General features: G+C 40.2%; 16 protein-coding genes. All 16 read right to left on the bottom strand.

The annotated features are described in order from the left end of the window. Window positions 1-58 precede the first annotated feature (58 nt). Window positions 59-838 carry an RNA polymerase sporulation sigma factor SigG gene (gene sigG, locus MHH65_RS07395; protein WP_024424250.1) on the bottom strand — a complete coding sequence of 260 codons (780 nt, stop codon included), beginning with the start codon at window positions 836-838 and terminating at the stop codon, window positions 59-61. A 143-nt stretch (window positions 839-981) separates the two neighbouring features. Then, window positions 982-1,701, bottom strand: coding sequence for an RNA polymerase sporulation sigma factor SigE (gene sigE / locus MHH65_RS07390; protein ID WP_007499746.1), 720 nt, complete (start codon window positions 1,699-1,701; stop codon window positions 982-984). Window positions 1,702-1,759: 58 nt separating this feature from the next. Beyond that, complete coding sequence (gene spoIIGA / locus MHH65_RS07385) at window positions 1,760-2,689, bottom strand: sigma-E processing peptidase SpoIIGA (RefSeq protein ID WP_024426933.1); 930 nt, start codon at window positions 2,687-2,689, stop codon at window positions 1,760-1,762. 249 nt (window positions 2,690-2,938) lie between these two features. Continuing rightward, window positions 2,939-7,255: a S8 family peptidase gene (locus MHH65_RS07380; protein ID WP_268414357.1), complete on the bottom strand. Its 4,317-nt coding sequence runs from the start codon at window positions 7,253-7,255 to the stop codon at window positions 2,939-2,941. A gap of 302 nt (window positions 7,256-7,557) precedes the next feature. Next, a complete protein-coding gene (ftsZ, locus tag MHH65_RS07375) occupies window positions 7,558-8,703 on the bottom strand; it encodes a cell division protein FtsZ (protein WP_024426931.1) in 1,146 nt (381 codons plus the stop codon). 33 nt (window positions 8,704-8,736) lie between these two features. After that, window positions 8,737-10,059 (bottom strand): cell division protein FtsA, encoded by a 1,323-nt coding sequence (ftsA, locus tag MHH65_RS07370; protein ID WP_034281692.1) that lies wholly within the window; start codon window positions 10,057-10,059, stop codon window positions 8,737-8,739. A gap of 159 nt (window positions 10,060-10,218) precedes the next feature. Then, window positions 10,219-10,587 carry a small basic family protein gene (locus MHH65_RS07365; protein ID WP_003210988.1) on the bottom strand — a complete coding sequence of 123 codons (369 nt, stop codon included), beginning with the start codon at window positions 10,585-10,587 and terminating at the stop codon, window positions 10,219-10,221. Further along, complete coding sequence (locus MHH65_RS07360; RefSeq protein ID WP_034281689.1) at window positions 10,587-11,312, bottom strand: DUF881 domain-containing protein; 726 nt, start codon at window positions 11,310-11,312, stop codon at window positions 10,587-10,589. The genes MHH65_RS07365 and MHH65_RS07360 overlap by 1 nt, the downstream gene beginning before the upstream one ends. A 20-nt stretch (window positions 11,313-11,332) precedes the next feature. After that, window positions 11,333-12,022 carry a DUF881 domain-containing protein gene (locus MHH65_RS07355; RefSeq protein WP_034281688.1) on the bottom strand — a complete coding sequence of 230 codons (690 nt, stop codon included), beginning with the start codon at window positions 12,020-12,022 and terminating at the stop codon, window positions 11,333-11,335. Then, window positions 12,019-12,798, bottom strand: coding sequence for a cell division protein FtsQ/DivIB (locus MHH65_RS07350; RefSeq protein WP_342497901.1), 780 nt, complete (start codon window positions 12,796-12,798; stop codon window positions 12,019-12,021). Before MHH65_RS07350 ends, MHH65_RS07355 begins: the two co-directional genes overlap by 4 nt. A 125-nt stretch (window positions 12,799-12,923) precedes the next feature. Beyond that, the gene (gene murB / locus MHH65_RS07345; protein WP_024426930.1) at window positions 12,924-13,835 is read right to left on the bottom strand and encodes a UDP-N-acetylmuramate dehydrogenase; all 912 of its coding nucleotides are present in this window, start codon (window positions 13,833-13,835) and stop codon (window positions 12,924-12,926) included. 31 nt (window positions 13,836-13,866) lie between these two features. After that, window positions 13,867-14,961 (bottom strand): undecaprenyldiphospho-muramoylpentapeptide beta-N-acetylglucosaminyltransferase, encoded by a 1,095-nt coding sequence (gene murG, locus MHH65_RS07340; protein ID WP_024426929.1) that lies wholly within the window; start codon window positions 14,959-14,961, stop codon window positions 13,867-13,869. Between the two features lie 196 nt (window positions 14,962-15,157). After that, a complete protein-coding gene (gene spoVE / locus MHH65_RS07335) occupies window positions 15,158-16,258 on the bottom strand; it encodes a stage V sporulation protein E (protein WP_024424259.1) in 1,101 nt (366 codons plus the stop codon). Between the two features lie 59 nt (window positions 16,259-16,317). Further along, window positions 16,318-17,673: a UDP-N-acetylmuramoyl-L-alanine--D-glutamate ligase gene (gene murD / locus MHH65_RS07330; protein WP_268414356.1), complete on the bottom strand. Its 1,356-nt coding sequence runs from the start codon at window positions 17,671-17,673 to the stop codon at window positions 16,318-16,320. Further along, complete coding sequence (gene mraY, locus MHH65_RS07325) at window positions 17,674-18,648, bottom strand: phospho-N-acetylmuramoyl-pentapeptide-transferase (RefSeq protein ID WP_003211854.1); 975 nt, start codon at window positions 18,646-18,648, stop codon at window positions 17,674-17,676. 135 nt (window positions 18,649-18,783) lie between these two features. Continuing rightward, entirely contained in the window at window positions 18,784-20,259 is a 1,476-nt protein-coding gene (locus MHH65_RS07320; RefSeq protein WP_268414355.1) for a UDP-N-acetylmuramoyl-L-alanyl-D-glutamate--2,6-diaminopimelate ligase, read from the bottom strand. Between the last annotated feature and the right edge of the window lie 29 nt (window positions 20,260-20,288).

Genomic DNA, 20,288 nt, shown 5'->3' with positions numbered 1-20,288 from the left:
CAATACTAGAGACGTGCTCTTTCCAAGAATGAAAAAAGCCGCACATGAAGCGGCGGCTTTAAAAGATGTTTTTATTCATTTGTTTGATGGCTGCTTTTTCAAGTCTTGAGACTTGTGCTTGAGAAATCCCGATCTCTTCAGCGACTTCCATTTGCGTTTTTCCTTGGAAGAAGCGTTTGCGGAGAATCATTTTTTCTCGATCATTCAATCTGCGCATTCCCTCTTTTAAGGCCAATTCCTCTACCCATTGTGTGTCTTTGTTCCGATCATCACTAATTTGATCCATCACATAAATCGGATCTCCTCCGTCATTATAGATCGGTTCAAACAAAGAAACAGGATCTTGAATCGCATCTAGGGCAAAGACAATTTCCTCATGAGGCACTTCCAGCACTTTGGCAATGTCTTCTGCCGTTGGCTCCTTGCTTGTCTCACTAATCAGCCTCTCACGAACCTGAAGCGCTTTGTAGGCAATATCTCTTAGTGAACGAGACACCCGAATTGGGTTGTTATCACGCAAGTATCGACGGATTTCTCCTATGATCATAGGGACCGCATAAGTTGAAAATCTGACATTGTGGCTTAAATCAAAATTATCAATTGATTTCATTAATCCGATACAGCCTACTTGGAAGAGATCATCCACATACTCGCCTCTGTTGTTAAAACGCTGAATCACACTTAAAACCAACCGCAAATTGCCATTGACTAGCTTTTCTCTTGCTGTATCGTCACCCTCATCTTGCAGCTGTCTGAACAATTTTCTCATCTCTTCGTTTTTCAGAACAGGCAGTTTGGAGGTGTCGACTCCGCAGATTTCCACTTTATTTCTGGACACTTTTTTCCCTCCCTACAGGAGCTGTTGTACAAAGTTCAGTATCTCCTTGGGATGGAAAAATATGCACGAGTGATGACGAGAATCATGAGAAAAGAAGTTGATTCCTTTGACAGCAAAGGGACAGAGCTTTTTTAAAAATTTTTTTAGACCATTTTGTTAAATTCTTTTTGTAATCGTTTAATAATTCTTTTTTCAAGCCTTGAAATATACGACTGAGAAATGCCTAGCATATCAGCGACATCTTTTTGGGTTTTTTCCTCACCGCCAACCAAGCCGAATCTAAGCTCCATGATCTGTTTTTCACGGTCATTTAATTGCTCCAGCGCTTTTTTCAAAAGTTTTTTATCTACATTTGCTTCAATATCACGTGTGATAATATCATCATCTGTTCCAAGTACGTCTGATAAAAGCAGTTCATTTCCGTCCCAATCAATGTTGAGCGGCTCATCAAACGACACTTCTGAACGAATTTTATTATTTCGGCGCAAATACATCAAAATCTCATTTTCAATACATCTCGAAGCATATGTCGCAAGCTTGATCTTTTTTTCTGGGTTAAATGTATTGACTGCCTTAATTAGACCAATAGTTCCAATACTAATTAAATCCTCAATATTAATCCCTGTGTTTTCAAATTTTCTTGCAATGTAGACCACCAACCGCAAATTTCTTTCAATCAGGATAGCCCTTGCTGTTTGATCACCTTTTGGTAATTTGACAAGCAGTTCCTGCTCTTCATCCTTTGATAATGGCGGAGGCAGCGCCTCACTACCACCAATATAATAAATCTCATCACTCTTAAGACCTAGCTTCATGAGGAGTTTATACCAGTAGTAAGTGAGTTTAAATTTTAATTTTTTCATCTTCTTCTCCCTTCTAAATGTCAAGTTGACCTCGTAAGATAAAAGACATCACCAAAACTTAAGACACCCCTTGGATGATTTTTCCGTCTAACATATCTGGATGAATGATGGATTGAAATTCCTGATCTGCTGATAAACCGCTCAGACTCATGCCTACAAAACACTTGGCTGGCTGGATCATATGCGTTTTTGAATAAATGATGACCGTATCTGGTTTTAAGCATAGAAGAAACCCGTGATCATGACCGACCGCTCGATATGGAACAAGTCTTAAACGGTCAAGAAGCGGAAATTGATCATCGAGCTTTTGCATCACTTCAACAGGATGAGACTGCTTCATAAGCTCTATAAATGGCTCTCCGCAAATGGACATGAGTTGATCTGCTTGAACGATCATCACAGGTGTTTTCGTCATAGGATCATACAGCTGATTGCCAGAATCGACGAGTCCCTTTAAGCGGATGGTCTCTCCTTGAATGTGTATCTCCGCAAGGACTTGTTCATCAAACTGTCTTTTTTTCGCACCGACCTCTCCTAATCGTTTCTTTGAAAACAGCCAAATCGCAGGAAAGCCGGTTAAAACGAAAAGCCAGCTAATGGGATCACCAAAGCCATCATTTTGTGAAATCAGCAGCCCGTCTTGAATAACAGTATTGGTTTGTAAAAACGAATGAACCCCGATCATGCCTCCTCCCATCAAAAATGTGACAAAGTAAAAAGCAAACAGGTTTTGAAAAAAGAATCGAAATCTTTGAAATCCAAAAGTTGCAAGCACGATCAAGACAGAAAAAAGCAGTTTGCCTAGAGGGTGTGACACAAACATTGCAAATGGTGTAAAGAGCAAGAGAACAATGCTCGATCCAATCAGAGCTCCTAACATATATCGCCGTTTTTTTACTTGTCGTTTGAGAATAAATGCAGTGAGTAAGAGAAGCAATAGATCAAAACAAAAGTTTAACAGCCAAATCACATCTAAATAAATGACCACCTTCTGCTCCTTTCATCTGAAACAAAGAATCAAAAGCAGTACTTGCACTTGTTTGTACCAGTATAAAACAGCCAAGAGATGGAAGTCTGTCAATTCTTGTTGGGGATGATAGAGAACTTTTGGTGGATTGTTATTGTTTTTGTCGAGGAATGAGAGCACAAAGAAAGAGAGTGTGCTTCCGGACAAGCTTACAAACAATCATTCGAAACGAAAAAGACACGCTCCAAGGAGTCGTGCCTTTTTTAAGTGTTATTTTACATTGATATTTAATGTGCCTGGGGCCTTTTGTCGAGTAACATTTCCATAATCATCCCGCACAATCACTTCAATGACTGCACCTTTTGCTTTGGCGGTAGAAGTAGCTGTCCAGTAACCTTCATATGTTCCCTTGGCTACCTCGCGAAGCGGCAGCTCTGTTGTATTTTGCAGCTTTGATCTCGCGTTTGTCAGCGGCATGTGAATGACAAACGTTGCGTCTAGCTTTTCTCTGCTGTTAAATGAAATTTTAACAGACTCACCTGATGATAGATTGACATTCTCTGCTGGTGTCAGCTCAGAAATCTCAGGCGCTTCGTATTGAACATCGATATCGACTTTTTTAGTCGTTTTGTTTCCTGCTGCATCTTTTGCTGTTACTTTGATCGTATTTTTCCCGTTTTCAAGCAAGATTCTTGCAGAATATTTCCCATCTTTTATTGCTGCTTTTTTTCCATTCACAGTGACTTGATCAAGATGATCATCCGATACCTTTCCTTCTACAGTGAGTGATTCTTTGTTAGACTTTTCCCCTTTTTTTGGTGTATCTATCGTTAACACTGGGGCTGTTTGATCAATGATCACCTTGACTGATTTGGATTTTTTCGTTGCGCCTTTATCCGTAACAGTAGCAGCCGTGAATACATGCTCTCCGCTTGACACTGTAACCTTCTCTTTGAAAGCACCCGACTGATCTGCTTGCACTTTAGCAATCTCTTTATCGTTTTGATAGATCGCTACATCAAGCCCTGGAGAGGCTTTCCCTTCAATCTCCAGTTCATCTTTGTTCGTGATCGTTCCAGCCTTTGGAGATGTTATTTCTGGCACATCTGCTTCATATTGGACAAGCGCACGAATCATATAATTTCCCTCTTCTTTTGGAGAAGGAGAAAAGGCACCGCTTGTCAGCTGCCAGCTTCTTTCAGCATTTGGTCCATCTTCATCTGTTGCAAGGCCTGGAGATTCCGTATTCTTTTTCGTTTGAATATAGACAAGATAGAAATCTCCATCCACCGTAATGGCTTGATCTTCTAAATCTACTTTTGTCCATTCACCATTACGCAGCGCATTCGCTTTAAAAGGTCCCGCAATTTTCTTACCTGGAGCGCCGTCCTTCCCAGAAGCATCATACACTTCAACCGCAAATTCATTCCCGCCAGGGGCTGGCCACTCTGTTGTCCAGAAACGGAAAAGCCCCCCTGTGACCTGTGCTTGTTTCTTCCCTTTTTCTAATGAAAATTTCACCGCCCAGCCATTACCAGGATCATAGAACGCCCGTGCATTTTCAGCTGTTCCGTCATCGTAGCCAATTTCGCCAGTAAAACCGATGAAAGGTTCCAGCTTGATTGCTTTTTCAAGCGGCTTTTCTGTCACATCGGCTGTAAACGAATATCCTTTAAACCCTTTCGCAAATACTTTGACTGTATACACACCGCTCAATGCCTCTAGAGAAAACTCGCCAGATTCATCTGTTTTCACCGGCTCAATTTTCGCATCCTCTACAAGATAAACCGTAGCATCTTTTACTTTTTCACCCGTTGTTTCATTGACAATTGTGCCAGATATCGTTCGTTTTTCTAGTGGCTGTAACGAGAAATTTGCCTCTGCCTGATCATTTGCAGAAATATTGACTTTTTGTGTGCGTGATTCAAAGCCATATGCTTCAGCTTTCACTGTAAATTCCCCTGCACCATGAGAAAGCTGATATCTCCCTGTCGCTTCATCTGTGTACGTGGACTTGCCGCTTTCAAGAACACTGATTTCTGCCTTCATCGGAAGAGCTTTGATAGATGGGGCATCTAAGCTTTTTTTCTTTTTCATCTGGACATGTTTTTCTTTTATTTTAGCAGGCTTTGCGCTTTTCGGATCGACGGGTTTCTTCAGCTCCTGTGCTGACTTTTCTTTTTTGATGACGCCAAGCTGTTTCTTTGCCTTTTGAGGCAAGGCTTGATCTGTTATTTTCACATCATCTAAATAAAAACCGTCTTTTGTCACACTGCCATCCGTTCTTAGCTGAAAAATAACTCTCACGTTCTGACCTTTGTAAGCAGATAAATCTACTTCTCCTTTTGTCCATCCACTTGTTTTGCCTGTGTAGGCTGCCACTTGGACAGCATCTTCCCCCTCAGGCTGCACATGAATATGCACATAGTCATAATTTGCTTCAAGGTCATGCCAGTATTGATATTGTAAAAAGGAGGAGCCTGACTCAGGTACAGCAATCATCGGCATAGATAAATGAGCATCTGTTTGATTTTCATAAGGACTGTCTAGGTTTGTAGCGTAGACATGATCTCCAGTAAAGGCCTTTTTCGGACCGGTGGTCGGCTTCCCCCACTGCCAAGGATCTTTTGTTCCACCACTAAACCATCCACTTGGCCAAGCTTCAAAATCTTGCGAGTAGCCAGTCGTGATGGATGTTTTAATCGGAAGCGTATACGGTTCTGATGCAGCTTCATTTTCTCCAAAATCTTTCACAATCCATCGGTACGTGACGTTTTCTCCCTCAAGTTCTGGGAGCTGAACAACATATGTCCCTTTTAAATGATTTCCATCCGTTCGTTTTGCTTGCAGCGTCTCCCTTTTCCCTTGATCCACTTCATAGCTCAAGGAGACATTTGTCACAGCTACTTCATCTTCTGCTGTAATACTTAGAGGTGTTGGCGTAGAGGCAAAAATTTCATTCGGTCCTTTATGAGAAAAAACAGGTGGTTCTGTATCTTCTCCTTCTTTTGTTACCTGTCCTTCAATCTTGCCAATTCCATCTGTTAATGCTGTGATGGCTTCTTTTGCATCAACTAATCCTGCCCCATAGCCATTGTTAGGGGATTCCGGGAATTGCTGATCTGTCAGCGGTTTTGCAGTATTAATGAGAATTTCTTCGATCTCTTCAACAGACAGATCTGACTGTACTTGGCGCAGAAGAGCCACAATAGCTGAAACATGCGGACCTGCCATCGAGGTCCCATTCCAGCCATCCTCATATCCTTTCCCTGGAATAGAAGAACGAATATTTACCCCTGGGGCCGCAATATCTGGTTTCATGACCCCATATGGAGAGGGGCCTTGCAAAGAGAAAGAACCCAGTTTGTTGTTTTGATCTGTTGCACCCGTCGCAAAGGCTTCGGGATAGTTCGCAGGATTTGCAATAGATCCCTCACCGCCAGGGTTAAATAAATCCGTATTACCAGCTGAAAACTCTGGGAAGATGTCCGCTGCTCTCCAAGCATTGACCACATCTTTATACCAATCATCAAGACCAGGCCCACCGCCCCAAGAATTATTGACCACATCTGGCGCCTTTTCTGGATGAGGGGTTCCGTTTTCATCTTTTGGAGCTAAAATCCATTCACCTGCGTCAAGCAGATCAGCATCTGATCCACCATCTTCTGAGAAAGCTTTCACCGCGATCCATTTTGCACCTGGTGCGACTCCAATTTGATTCTCTCCATTTGGCTCAGAGCCAACCATCGTTCCCGTTACATGTGTACCATGCTCTAAATCATCGTATGGCGCTTTAGAACCTGTCGTTGCATCGTACCAATTGAATTCATGAGAAGGTTCATTCGGACGTGCAGGGTCAAATCCGCGGTATTTTTCTTTTAATGCAGGATGATCCCATTCCACACCTGTATCAATACTTGCCACAACGGTACCAGTTCCGTCATAGCCTAAAGCCCACGCTTCTGGGGCATGAACTTGAGAAATATTCCACTCGATTCCATCTGCTGCTTTGATTTGTTTGTTTTTCTTTGAAGTCTTCAAATCAACAGGACGATGGATTTGACGGATTTCATTTGGCAGCACTTGATCTACTTCTGGGAAGGAAGCTACCTTTTCCATGACTTCTTTCGTTCCCGTCACAGCGAGACCATTCACAATATAGTACGAATGAATATCCTTCACTTGCTTTTTCTTCTGGGCTTTTTGTAAATAAGCAAGCAGCGCTTCCTGCGTCTCTTCAGACGTCGCTCTTAGTTCTGATACGACAGCTGATCTTTTTGTGTACTGCGTTTTAGCAGCTGTTAACTTTTGTTTTTTGGCTTTTGACACAGCATCCTTCGCCACTTTTTTGACATTGGTTTGTTCCTTCATTTTGACTAAAAAGGTCACCTTGTCTTCTTGTTGAAACTGTTTCATTAATCTAGATGAGATCTTTGCTTTTGTTTTCTTGGAGGAAACAGCTTCCTCTTGATATGAGGTAGAAGTCGATTTTGCTTGAACCATCCCAAAGCTTGTCATCATTAAAGTACCAATCACCAAAAGACTCATCAAACGATAGCCGGCGGTTTTGCGAAACTTCACTTTCAATCAAATCCCTCCTCCTCAAATGGTCAAACAGTGTATGGGTTTAACTCCTCCCTTTCCTTTGTTCATGACAAGATTCATGGTGTTCTATTTAATGTAGTCAAATAAAGTTCATCATTTTGTCGCTTTTTGTAATAGGATTTAAAAATGATTCTTTTTACTTAATCACTCTAAGTCGAAATACATATGTTGGATAAAGTAACCCAGACACATTTAAGACTTTTTGATTAGTAGTGATGCGGGTTTCTTTATATATTGGACATGAAAAAATCCCCTTCCGGTGGAAGGGGATGAGAGATACTCGATTAGCGTTTATTACGGTTGCGCAAGAACGTTGGGATATCCAGCGTATCATCGCTTGATTGTGTATTTTGTCTCGGCTGAGATGATGACTGCTGATGTTCCTCACGTTTTACTTCACGTTTTTGAGGAATGGATTGATTTTGCTTTAATCCTTGCCCTAATGGATTTCTTTGTGGTTTTGACACCTCTGGCTCTTGCTCAATAAATCCAGTTGCGATCACAGTTACCACAATTTCATCCTTCAAGTTATCATTAATGACAGAACCGAAAATCATGTTTACATCTTCATCAGATGCAGAAGCCACAATGTCCGCTGCTTCTTGTACCTCATAAAGACTTAGGTTCGTACCACCAGTAATATTCATGATAACACCTTGTGCACCGTCGATTGCCGTTTCTAGAAGTGGTGAAGAAATAGCTTTCTTCGCAGCTTCAGCGGCACGATTTTCACCAGTCGCAACACCGATACCCATAAGAGCAGAACCTTTATTGGACATGATCGTTTTCACGTCAGCAAAGTCAAGGTTGATTAAACCTGGTGTAGCAATAAGATCTGAGATCCCTTGAACACCTTGTCGTAGCACGTTATCTGCTGCACGGAATGCTTCAAGCATTGGCGTGTTTTTATCAACAATTTCAAGCAAGCGATCGTTTGGAATCACAATTAAAGTGTCAACTGCTTCTTTCATAGAAGCAATTCCTTCGACTGCTTGAAGCTGACGCTTTCTTCCTTCAAATGTGAAAGGACGAGTCACGACTCCAACTGTCAATGCACCAGAATCTTTTGCGATTTTTGCAATGACAGGTGCAGCACCCGTACCAGTTCCACCGCCCATACCAGCAGTAACAAAGACCATGTCTGCGCCTTTTAATACTTCTTCAATCTGTTCTTTGCTTTCCTCAGCAGCTTTTTTACCGACTTCAGGATTCGCACCTGCTCCAAGCCCTCTTGTCAGCTTAGCACCGATTTGCATTTTCGTTTCTGCTTTTGATAGATTTAACGCCTGTGCATCTGTGTTGACTGCAATGAAATCGACACCTTGTACGTCATTTTCGATCATTCGGTTGACAGCGTTATTTCCGCCTCCACCTACTCCGATTACTTTAATTGATGCTAGGCCGTCTATATTTGTTTCAAACTCCAACATGCTGAATCCTCCTAATCCGTCGAAAATCTAATTCTATTCCCAGAACATATTAAATAGTTTTTTCATTTTGCCCGGTTTTTTATTTGTCTCTTCTTGTGCTTTTTGTTTTACTTTCGGTCTTGGCTGCGCTTCTTTCACTTGTGGTGCAGAAGAAACCGGCTCCATGGATGCGCCTACTTCATGAAACGCCTCATCCGGCATTTGGAATCCAACTTGTCTGCCCTGAATCTTTGCATTGCGATAAGCAAAGTGGATCAGACCCACTCCTGTCATATACTGAGGTTCTCTCACCCCAATATAATTCGGACTTGCAATTCTAACATTGTTTTGCAAGACCGTTTGTGCAAGAGAAAGGATACCTGGTATAGCTGCCTGTCCACCTGTTAGAACGAATCCGCCAGGCAAATCATGGACACCCATATTTCTTAATTCCTCTGCCACAAAGAGCAAGATTTCTTCCAGCCGAGCCTCGATGATATTAGCCGCCTCAAGCTGTGTATACGTCTGTTTCTGATCGGTACCGATGACAGAAACTTCAAATGTTTCTTCAGACGATGCCTCATCATAAAACGCATGTCCAAATTGTTTTTTGATTCGTTCAGCTTCTTCAGTAGAAGTTCTAAGTCCTATAGACAAATCTTTTGTAATGTTCTCTCCGCCCAAAGGGATACTGTGAGTAGAATAGAGATGCCCGTTTTCAAATACGGAAATCGTTGTAGATCCGCCGCCAATATCGACGAGAGCTACCCCTAGATTTTTTTCATCTTTCGATAATGCTGCTGAGCCCGATGCGAGCGGCTGCAAGCAAATATCCATAATTTCAATTCCAGCTCTTTCTACACATCGGAGCCAGTTATGTAGAATCGTCTTAGAACCTGTAATTAACGTTCCATCCACCTCTAGCCGAACACCAAGCATTTTTTTCGGATCAGTGATCTCATCTCTTCCGTCGACGATAAATTGTCTCGGGATGACGTCTACGACGAGATGTTCTTGAGGAATAGATACTACCTGTGCAGCATCTAAGACACGTCTCACATCTTCAGCATGTATTTCTTTGTTTTCACTAGATACTGCGACCACGCCGCTCGTGTTCTGAATATGAATGTGGTTTCCGTTAATTCCGACAATCGCCTTTTGTAAAGGAAAACCTACCATTCTTTCAGCCTGTTCAAATGCTTGTCTAATAGAATGAACTGTCTCATCTATATCAACAATCGATCCTTTTTTTAACCCTTCTGAAGGGACATTTCCAACACCTATAATGTTAAGCGAATCATCCGCCATTTCTCCGACGATGACTTTTATATTGGATGTACCGATGTCAAGGCTGACGTAAATTTCATTGTTGTTCATTCTATGGCACCTCCTCACATATCAATACTTTCTATTCTATTATTTGCTGAACAACAATACAATGAATGTGTTTTTACAAGTGTGTAACAAAACTTAAAAAATCAACATTTTTTATTAGGATTACTGAAAATATTCGTTACATCATATGTATATCCTTTTTTATGACTCACTTTTTTTCTTTTTTTCTCTAGAAATTGTCCATTTTGTTAGTAGAATTCTTCGAATAACTGCTATATTTTGAAACAATCTAACGCCGAAAGCAAACATTCCGACTAAATACAAGTCTACACCAAGATGGACGCCCAGAAAAGCTAAACTTATTGCAAGTATAATATTAAAGAAAAAGCCTGATACAAACACTAGTTCATCGTATGCCCCTTGCAGATGTGCCCTGATTCCACCAATCAATGTATCAAGCGCAGCAAGTACAGCGAGGGAAAGATAATTAGAATACTCATTCGGTATCGTAAAATTTGTTAAGAAACCGATCGCAACTCCTATGATTAAGCCAAGTACAGGAAGCCACATTAAGATTTTCCCTCCTTTACATCGTCAAGAGGCTTCAACTCGTTTAACTGAATCGCACCGTCATATGCTTTTAATTGAATTTGCTGCTTCGGCTGGCTAATACTTAAGCCGAAATTTTCCTGAGCAAACAAATCACCAATATCTGATACATTTAAACGGCTGTATAATTTGTCGGCCTGGTCGCTGATCATCTTGATGGTCACTTCATCACCATCTAAGCTGTAGCCATCCATTTTCGTCGTGCCATTAATATCTCGAATCACACTTGTATTAATCACACGGTGGTCATTAATGGAAATATGTTTTGCCCCATACATATTGGCTTCGTTGATTAACTTTTTCAGAAGATCAGGCGGGATATTTTTCACTTCTTCCCCGGTCAGTTCCTTGGAGAAAAGCTGAGAGATGTCAACTTCAATTCCTTCCCCTGTCACTTCTGTAAAACCAGCCTTTTCTTTTAAATCTTTTAATGTTTTTGTCAGTTGAGCTTCTTTTGATTGATCTCCTTGATGACCATACTTTTTCAGCATTTCATCGTATTTATCAATTTCTTTCAGTAAATCCAATTCTTTACTTTTAGATGCAGATAAATCCTCTCTTAGCTCCCACACATCGCGAGTATCACGAACTTTGGGCTTTTGCAATGAATTAAATTGGATGGAGACCATGATGCCGAATATCACCATTAAGGCTGTCAAACTAAGTAAAGGCTTCTTTTTCCTCAACACCACTCACCTTTTCACTTTTAATCTTTGTGTTTTAAAAGAGGATTCATACGAATATCCTTTTTTTCAATCGTCATCGAAATGTGATCACTTGTCAGCTGATCGACTACTCCTCCTGCAATATTTAATGCAGGTATTAACACAGCCGGATCACCAATAGCAGAAATAACAAATGGCGCTGGATGCTGAACCCCGTCAACTGTGACAACTGGGCCGTTACAATGTATGTACGATTGGTGTGTAATTCTCTGTCCATTAATAGATACAGCAGAGGCCCCTGATATAAACAGTTCGTTTATCACATGAAAAATGTGGCTCTCATGAACAATGTAATTATTGACATTTTGTCCACTCGGGATATAAGATGCATCTTCAAGGGATACTTTTACCCCTTTTCCTTTTACACCGATCTCTCCTGTAAACATCCTGTATTTCTCAACATCTTCCAATACATTAAAATACTGCTCTTTTTCATTTTTCAAATTGGCCTCAGTGGCTTGAACCTGTGATTGTAGGCTATATAATTCTTTTTCAAGTTTCTGATTCGCCTTTTCTTGCTTTGTCAGCTGACTTTTCAAGGAATATTCTTTTTTCCATTGCTCTGTTCGGATGACATCTGCCTGATGCTGCTTTGTATATTGGTATGAAAAAGAAATCAGAAAACCAAGAACAAGCATTACAATTGAGAATATAACTGTTTTGCCTCTCAACGTTCATCTTCCTTTTTCTTAGATTTAAACGCTTCAAAATACGTCGCGACTTCCATATGGATTGTGCCTTTTTCAGATGGCGAAAGTTCTTTTACAATGGCAGGATAGGTTTTCATTTTATCAGCGAATGTTTTAATTGATGCAATCACGGTGTTCCCGTCATTCATATAAAATTTAACGAGCCACTGGTTTGAGCTTGTCGGCACATAATATATTTCTGAGATGAGTTCCTGAATAGAGGCTGGCAGCTGATTTAAAGTTCTAACCGTTTGCTTCAGCTTCTCTTTATTGTCCCAATCAACAAAAATAGGTCCTGCATGACTTGGTGTGACTTCTTCTGGCAATACTGTCCCATTTTCAAGAAGCTCATAGTATAGATTTCCCTTTTGAAGATAAGCAATATTGGCATATTCTTTGACAGCAATACTAACCTTATTTGGAAAATGTTTTTTGATACTGACACTTTTAATCAGTTTGTTTTGTTTAATATGATCTGCTGTTAAATCTTTATTTAAATTCCAAAACTCTGTTTCGCCTTCTTTAATCTGGGAAAGTTTCACAAGCTGTTTTGTAGGGACATGCTCGTTACCCGTAATAGTTAAAGAAGAAATTTTACTGATTGGTGTCTGCAAATAAATAATGATTAAAACCATGATAAAAAATAGTAGAATAAAAGAGATTAGTCTCCGATTCGCTTTCTGCTTCCTTTGTTCTTTAATTTCAGGAATCCGTTCTTCTATATTGACGATCTTTTCATTTTCATGATCAGGCCGCATATATATTCTTCACCCCATTCAAAGCTGCTTGTCCACACCTTTGGGTCATCATTTTGATGAGAAAACAAACGGCATTCTTCATGCCGTTTGTTTTCCTGTGATGCCATCATTCATAAATCTTGCTTTTAATTTGCTTCACCGATAATTTCTACTTCTGTATGCATATCTACATTGTAGTCATCTTTAATTTTCTTTTGGATGTACTGGATTAAGTCCAGCACGTCTTGAGCAGTAGCCCCGCCAGCGTTCACAATAAAGTTGCCATGCATATCAGAGATTCTTGCTCCGCCAATTTGGTACCCTTTTAAATTCGCTTTTTCTACAAGCTGTCCTGCATATTCAGGCAGCGGATTTCGAAAAATACTTCCGGCACATGGTCGATTATAAGGCTGTGTTTCCTTGCGATAGTCTTTATTTTGCTGCATTTTCTTTGTGATTTTCTCGCGATCATCCTGTTTGAGCTTAAACACGGCCTCGAGAACAATGCCTGGTCGTTCCTTTTGAAGGACAGACGTTCTATAGCTAAAGTTCATCTGCTCATTTGTTAGCCACTCGATGCTTCCATCTTCAAATAAGATTCTCGCTTTCACAAGAATCTTACTGATATCAGATCCGTGCGCACCTGCGTTCATATAAACAGCGCCGCCAATAGACCCTGGGATACCAGCTGCAAATTCCAGCCCTGAAAGACCCTGCTTACTAAGAGACGTTGCAAGCCTTACAACAGAATAGCCGCCGCCAACTGTAATTTCTTCATCATTTACAGTTAAGTGATCAAGTCCAGCGCCTAACTTCAGGACGACGCCACGTATTCCTTTATCAAGTACGAGTAAATTTGACCCTCTTCCAATAACCGTCCAGTCCGCGTGGTGTTTTTTTATCTGATCCATGATCGTTTTAACTGAATCGATATCTTTAGGAACGATCAATAGATCTGCCGGCCCGCCTATTTTCATTGTCGTATGATTTGCAAGCGGCTCATTTTCAAGCACTTTACCGACTTGCGCTTCTAATAATTCATTCTTCAAGTTCTCCATATTACCCTCCGCCTTACCTAATATCATTCCATCATGTAGTCGTAATTTCTTTTAATACATTATATAAACGTCCAGCCGCATCTGGTACTCCAAGTTCTTTTGTTAAACGGCTCATTTCGTTTAATTTTTCTTCATTACCAGCAATTTCATCAATGGCATGAAGGAGGCTTTCTCCAGAAAGCTCTGATTCTCTTAAAACGATTGCAGCGTCATGCTTTTCTAGTGATCTTGCATTGATTTCCTGGTGATTTGCCGTCACGTATGGGCTTGGAATAAAAATAGTTGGAATTCCAAGGGCTGTCACCTCAGCAATCGTTGTGGCACCGGCTCTTGCAACAATCACATCAATCGATTTCAAATACTCCGGCATTTGATGCAAGAAAGGCTTTGTGATCATATTAGGTGCTGCACCTTTTTCCTTTAGTTCGTTCAGCACTTTTTCATAATGAACCTCACCCGTGATATATAAAAGCTGATAGTTCTTAGCCTTTAATGCATCTTGCATGTCAATAACTGCTCTATTAATCGGCGCAGCCCCCCGGCTCCCGCCAAAAATAAGAACCGTTTTTTTCGTTTCATCCAGTCCAAACTCCTTCAGAGATTTCCCCTCTTTTATAGAGACGACTTCAGAGGCTCTAGGGTTTCCCGTAAATACAACCTTTTCAGAAGGAAAATGTGCCTTTGCTTCTTCAAAGCAGATGGCTACCTTATCAACATATCTTGCTAGAAACTTATTTGTGATACCAGGCAGGCTGTTCTGTTCGTGAATAATGGTCGGGATTTTCAGCTTAGAAGCTGCATAAACGACAGGGCCGCACACATAACCACCTGTTCCAATGACCGCATCTGGCTTAAATTCCTTTAAGTAAGATTTGCTTTTTTGAACGCCTTTTAGAAATCTCATCACCGTTTTTACGTTATCAAAGGAAAGCTTTCTTTTAAAACCTGAAATTTCTATGGATTTGAAAGGGATATTTTCTCTTTCTACAATTTTCTTTTCAAGTCCATTTTCAGTACCAATATATAAAAATTCTACATCAGGATGCAGTCTTTTCACTTCTTTAATAAAAGCTAAGGCTGGATAAATATGTCCGCCTGTTCCGCCTCCACTGATTACTATACGCATTATACCATTTCCCCTCAATTTTTTTCTGCTCTGAACAAAGTATAAACCCTGTTTTAAACAACAGGGCTCCGTTAAAACCTGTAAAGAAGAGTCGAAAAACATGTTTCCAATACAAAATCTGTCATTTCTACTCTTCAAATCATTTTTTTGTACTTTTGCAAAATAAATGTCATCATTGTTTCATGAACTAGCAGCACTAATATCTAGCGTACCTGCTTACATTCAAGAGTACGCCAATTGCCATCAGCATTAATGTCAGTGATGAGCCGCCATAACTTAGGAATGGGAGCGTGATACCTGTCACAGGGATAAGTCCAGTAACAACTGCGATATTAATCATCACTTGAATGGCAACCATAGAAATAATACCAACTGCTAGGAAACTTCCATATAAGTCTGGGGCTCCAAGTGCTATTCGTATGCCTCTCCATAATAGAACACTAAAGAGCAGCAAAATGAGTGATCCTCCTATAAAGCCGAGCTCTTCAGACAATATTGCAAAGATGAAGTCTGTTTGAGGCTCAGGTAAATAAAAGAATTTTTGTCTACTTTGACCGAGACCCATTCCGAACAGACCGCCTGGACCAACAGCGTATAAGGATTGAATAATTTGAAACCCACTGCCTAGTGGATCTTCCCAAGGATTTAAGTACGATGTAATTCGTTTTATGCGGTAGGGCGCTGATAACACTAGTGCAGCAAATCCGCTGAGCCCTAAAAGACCGAGAAATATAAAGTGAGCAATTCTCGCACCTGAAACAAATATCATAATAATACAGGTTCCAACCATTACCGTCCCTGTTCCCAAATCTGGCTGCAGCATGATGATGGCAAATGCAGAAAATACAATGCCTAATGCTGGTGCGAAACCTTTACGAAAGGATGTGATATTTTTTTGTTTTTCAGATAAGAATTTTGCAAGAAACGCAATCATCGCAAGCTTCATAAATTCAGAGGGCTGAATACTAAACGCACCGACACCGATCCAGCTTCTTGATCCATTTCTCTCCATACCGATACCAGGAATAAGTACAAGCAGCAAAAGGAGAAAACAAACAGCAATCAATATCTTTGACCAAGTCCGCCACGTCCAATAATCGACTCGCATAATGAAAAACATCGCGATAACTCCGATTCCGGCAAACAAAAGCTGTCTTTTTGCAAAATAAAACGAATCATCAAATTTATACGATGCCCACACAGCACTAGCGCTGTACACCATAATTAAACCAATCGTCAATAAAAGTAACGTAATGACAACAAGCAAAAAGTCCGGAGAAGTTTTCTTATTCGTCAAGAGACCGACACCCCAAGCATAATTTCATTTGGGCTGTCAGTCATACGAGAGACAAGCCCTTATTTAAGCATATGCACGGCGTTTACAAACATGTCTCCACGTTCTTCAAATGTTTTATGTTGATCCCAGCTTGCACAAGCCGGGGATAATAAAATCACGTCTTCTTCTTCAGAAATGTTAAACGCCGCAGGTACTGCTTGTTCAACATTATCGACATGTTTTACGTGATGTATTCCCAGTTCTTCACCAAGCTTCACAAACTTAGGTGCCGTCTCACCAAATGTGATAATTCCTTTTACATTTTTCATAAAAGGTTTCAATTCATCAAATTCATTGCCGCGATCAAGCCCGCCAGCTAGTAAAATGGTCGGCTGATTAAAAGCTGACAATGCTTTACTTGTTGCCAGTATATTGGTGGCTTTACTATCGTTATAGAATTTTCTGCTTTGAATTGTATCTACAAACTGCAGACGATGCTTCACTCCACTAAATGTCGTGAGAACGTGTGCGATTGCTTCATTTGAACAGCCTGCATTTTTCACAACACAAATAGCTGCCAAAATATTTTCTTGGTTATGCTCACCAGGAAGAACAACATCCTTTAAATCGATGATATGTTCATTCATGTAGTAGATCGCACCATTTTTAATATACGCACCATGTTCTACTTGATCTTTCACTGAGAAAAACACTTTTTTTGCTTTTGAAGCTTCAGCCAGTTTTACGACTGATGGATCATCGAGGTTAATAACAGCTATGTCATCTTCAAGTTGATGTGCGTATACTTTCTGCTTTGCTTTTTCATATTCATCACGAGTGTGGTGATAGTCTAAATGTGCATCAAAAATATTTAATATTAAGCTGATTTTAGGTCTGAAATCAACTGTTCCCATTAACTGAAAAGAAGAGAGTTCAGTTACGATCCACTCATCGCCAGCTGCCTTTGCAGCGACTTCGCTGGCAACTGTGCCAATATTACCTGCTACTAAAGTTTTTTGACTGTCTTGTTTCAACATTTCATAAATCAAAGTCGTGGTAGTGGTTTTTCCATTTGAACCAGTAATCCCAATAAAAGGAGCTGAGGTTAAATGATAAGCTAATTCTATTTCCGTCCAAACTGGAATTCGTCGGCGAAGCGCTTCTTGAACCATCACATTTTCATATGGAATTCCTGGATTTTTAATTAAAATCGTAATTTCTTTATCATCGAACATACGAAGAGGATGGCTGCCGCAAACGACATCAATCCCCTTTTCAGAAAGAAGCTGAGCAGGTTCATTTTCTTCAAACGGCTTTTGGTCATTTACTATGACATTTACTCCATGCTCATGAAGAATTGAAGCTGCCGCATATCCGCTTTTTGCAAGACCTAATACTAGTACATGTTCGTTTTTTAACATTTGCACCTTATTCAATTATAACCACACCTCGATGTAAATTCCTAAAACAGCAAGTAATAAACCAGCTGTCCAGAAGGTGACAACTACTCTCCACTCAGACCAACCAACTAACTCATAGTGGTGGTGAAGCGGACTCATCTTAAAGATTCTTTTTCCAGTTGTTTTAAAGGAGATCACTTGAAGAATAACGGATAACGTTTCGACAACAAATACTCCTCCAATAATGACAAGTAAAATTTCAAGCTTTGTTAAAATCGCAATTGCTACAATCGCTCCGCCTAAAGCAAGCGACCCTGTATCACCCATAAATACTTTTGCAGGATGCGCGTTAAACACAAGAAACCCAAGAACGGCTCCAGCAACAGCTACTGAAAAGATCGCTACATCGTACTGTGATTGATTCCAAGCCAATATAGCAAAGGCTCCAAAGGCAATAGCCGCGGTTCCAGATAATAGACCATCCAGTCCATCCGTTAAGTTCACGGCATTAGAACCTCCGACAAGCATGAAAACGACAAGGATAAAGTAAGCCCATCCTAAATCGAAGCTCACATCTGTTCCTGGAATGCGAATCGTCGTTGCAAACTGATAATAATGGAAGACTGCATAAAAAATCACTGCGATCACAATTTGACCAATTAATTTCTGTTTCGATGTTAAACCTAGGTTTCGTTTCATCGCTACTTTAATATAATCATCTAAAAATCCTAATAGACCGTAGCCAAGCGTGACAAATAACAATAAAAACATTTCTGGACTAATCTCAGAAAATTTGTTGATCATCACAATCGTTGTAATGGTAATAGAAAAGATAATCATAATTCCGCCCATTGTCGGAGTACCTGATTTCTTTTGGTGAGACTGTGGTCCTTCTTCTCTAATACTTTGACCAAATTTAAGCCTTCTTAAAAACGGAATAAAAATCGGGGATAAAAGAACACTGATTAAAAATCCCATTATGATTGTAAACAATATCACCTGTTCAAGCATCGTTCTTTACTCCTTCCGAATTTCCAAAGCCGTTTTCCATCAGAAAATCACATTCATTAATAAGGTATTCATTCGCGTTCTTCGTATGTTGTTTTTGTACAAAATGCTTCATTTCATTACACTCTTTTCATCATTTTAAGATTTGTTTAGATCTAAAATAGCGTCCATAGCAACCTTTGCATCATCAAAATCGTAAACTTGATCGCCGACGATTTGATATGTCTCATGACCTTTACCCGCTATTAAGACTGTATCGCCTTTTTTCGCATTGGCAATTGCAAAAAAGATGGCTTGTTTGCGATTCACAAAACTATGATAATATGCGTCTGGCACCCCATTTTCCATATCCTTTAAAATAGCTGAAGGATCTTCGCTTCTTGGGTTGTCTGATGTAAATACAGGTTCATCTGCATACTTCACAGCGATTTGGGCCATTTGAGGACGCTTTGTTTTATCACGGTCGCCGCCGCAGCCTATCACACAGAAAATTTTGCCCTCTGTTAATTCTCTACACGTTGTCAGGACATTTTCTAAGCTGTCAGGTGTATGGGCGTAATCGACGATAACAGGGAAATCTTGATCACAGTTCACAAGTTCAAATCGGCCTTTGACTCCCTCCAGCTCTTCAATAGCACTTACAATCGTTTCAAATGTTAAGCCAGATACGATCCCTACTGATACAGCTGCTAGGATGTTGTACACATTAAACTTACCGATGAGGGCAACTGTCACATTTTTTGTGCCAATTGGAGTGATCAAATCAAATTGAGTCCCCTTCGGTTTGATTTGAATATTCTTTGCCATCACATCTGCTTCTTGCTCTAAGCCATATGTCATGACTTCAGCAGCTGTCACTTTTTCATAATAACTCGAAGCGTCATCATCTGCATTTAAAATCGCATGCTTCGGCTTGTCGTGATGAAAGGCACTGCCAAGCTGTGAGAATAGCAAGCTTTTCGCATGTTTATATTCTTCCATTGTGTTGTGGTAATCAAGATGGTCCTGAGAAAGGTTTGTGAAAACAGCAATATCATAATCACATCCATGTACCCTGCCAAGATGCAGTGCATGTGATGATACTTCCATAATGGCTGTGTCTACATCTTGGTCAAGCATCTGTTTAAAAGTTTTCTGAAGCGTGACACTTTCAGGTGTGGTGTTTTTCACATCGAGAATGTCATCATTCACTTTCATATACATCGTACCGATTAAGCCAGTTTTCTTTTCGGCTTTTCTCATCATTTGTTCAATCATGTGTGTTGTCGAAGTTTTTCCGTTTGTTCCTGTGATCCCGATGAGATTCAGCTTATGAGTTGGCTGCTCATAAAACGCATCAGCTATTCTTGCAAGAGCTCTTTGAGAGTGTTTTACAATAATGACTGGTACATCTGATATGTTAAGAGGGTGTTCTGCTACAATCGCTGCAGCCCCGCTTTTCACCGCTTTTTCAGCATAATCGTGTCCATCTACTGTATAGCCTTTTATACAGACAAAAAGGCTTCCTTTTTTCACCTCTCTTGAATCCATTTCAATGGAAGTGATATCAGGATTTTCGTTTATTAGTTCGTTGTTTTCACTTTTAAAATATGTAAGGAGTTCTTGTAATTTCATTTCATATCAAACCTCTCAAATTCGTTCAC

It is taken from the genome of Bacillus sp. FSL L8-0654 (assembly GCF_038629965.1).
GTDB classification, from domain to species: Bacteria; Bacillota; Bacilli; order Bacillales; family Bacillaceae; genus Bacillus; species Bacillus safensis.
This window is presented reverse-complemented; position numbering and strand designations above follow the sequence as displayed.

What these genes read in the sequence shown, in the direction of transcription:
- sigE (WP_007499746.1), bottom strand. Translation starts at nt 1,701, where the DNA reads ATGAAAAAATTAAAATTTAAACTCACTTACTACTGGTATAAACTCCTC.
- ftsZ (WP_024426931.1), bottom strand. Translation starts at nt 8,703, where the DNA reads ATGTTGGAGTTTGAAACAAATATAGACGGCCTAGCATCAATTAAAGTA.
- ftsA (WP_034281692.1), bottom strand. Translation starts at nt 10,059, where the DNA reads ATGAACAACAATGAAATTTACGTCAGCCTTGACATCGGTACATCCAAT.
- MHH65_RS07365 (WP_003210988.1), bottom strand. Translation starts at nt 10,587, where the DNA reads ATGTGGCTTCCTGTACTTGGCTTAATCATAGGAGTTGCGATCGGTTTC.
- MHH65_RS07350 (WP_342497901.1), bottom strand. Translation starts at nt 12,798, where the DNA reads ATGCGGCCTGATCATGAAAATGAAAAGATCGTCAATATAGAAGAACGG.
- murB (WP_024426930.1), bottom strand. Translation starts at nt 13,835, where the DNA reads ATGGAGAACTTGAAGAATGAATTATTAGAAGCGCAAGTCGGTAAAGTG.
- murG (WP_024426929.1), bottom strand. Translation starts at nt 14,961, where the DNA reads ATGCGTATAGTAATCAGTGGAGGCGGAACAGGCGGACATATTTATCCA.
- mraY (WP_003211854.1), bottom strand. Translation starts at nt 18,648, where the DNA reads ATGCTTGAACAGGTGATATTGTTTACAATCATAATGGGATTTTTAATC.
- MHH65_RS07320 (WP_268414355.1), bottom strand. Translation starts at nt 20,259, where the DNA reads ATGAAATTACAAGAACTCCTTACATATTTTAAAAGTGAAAACAACGAA.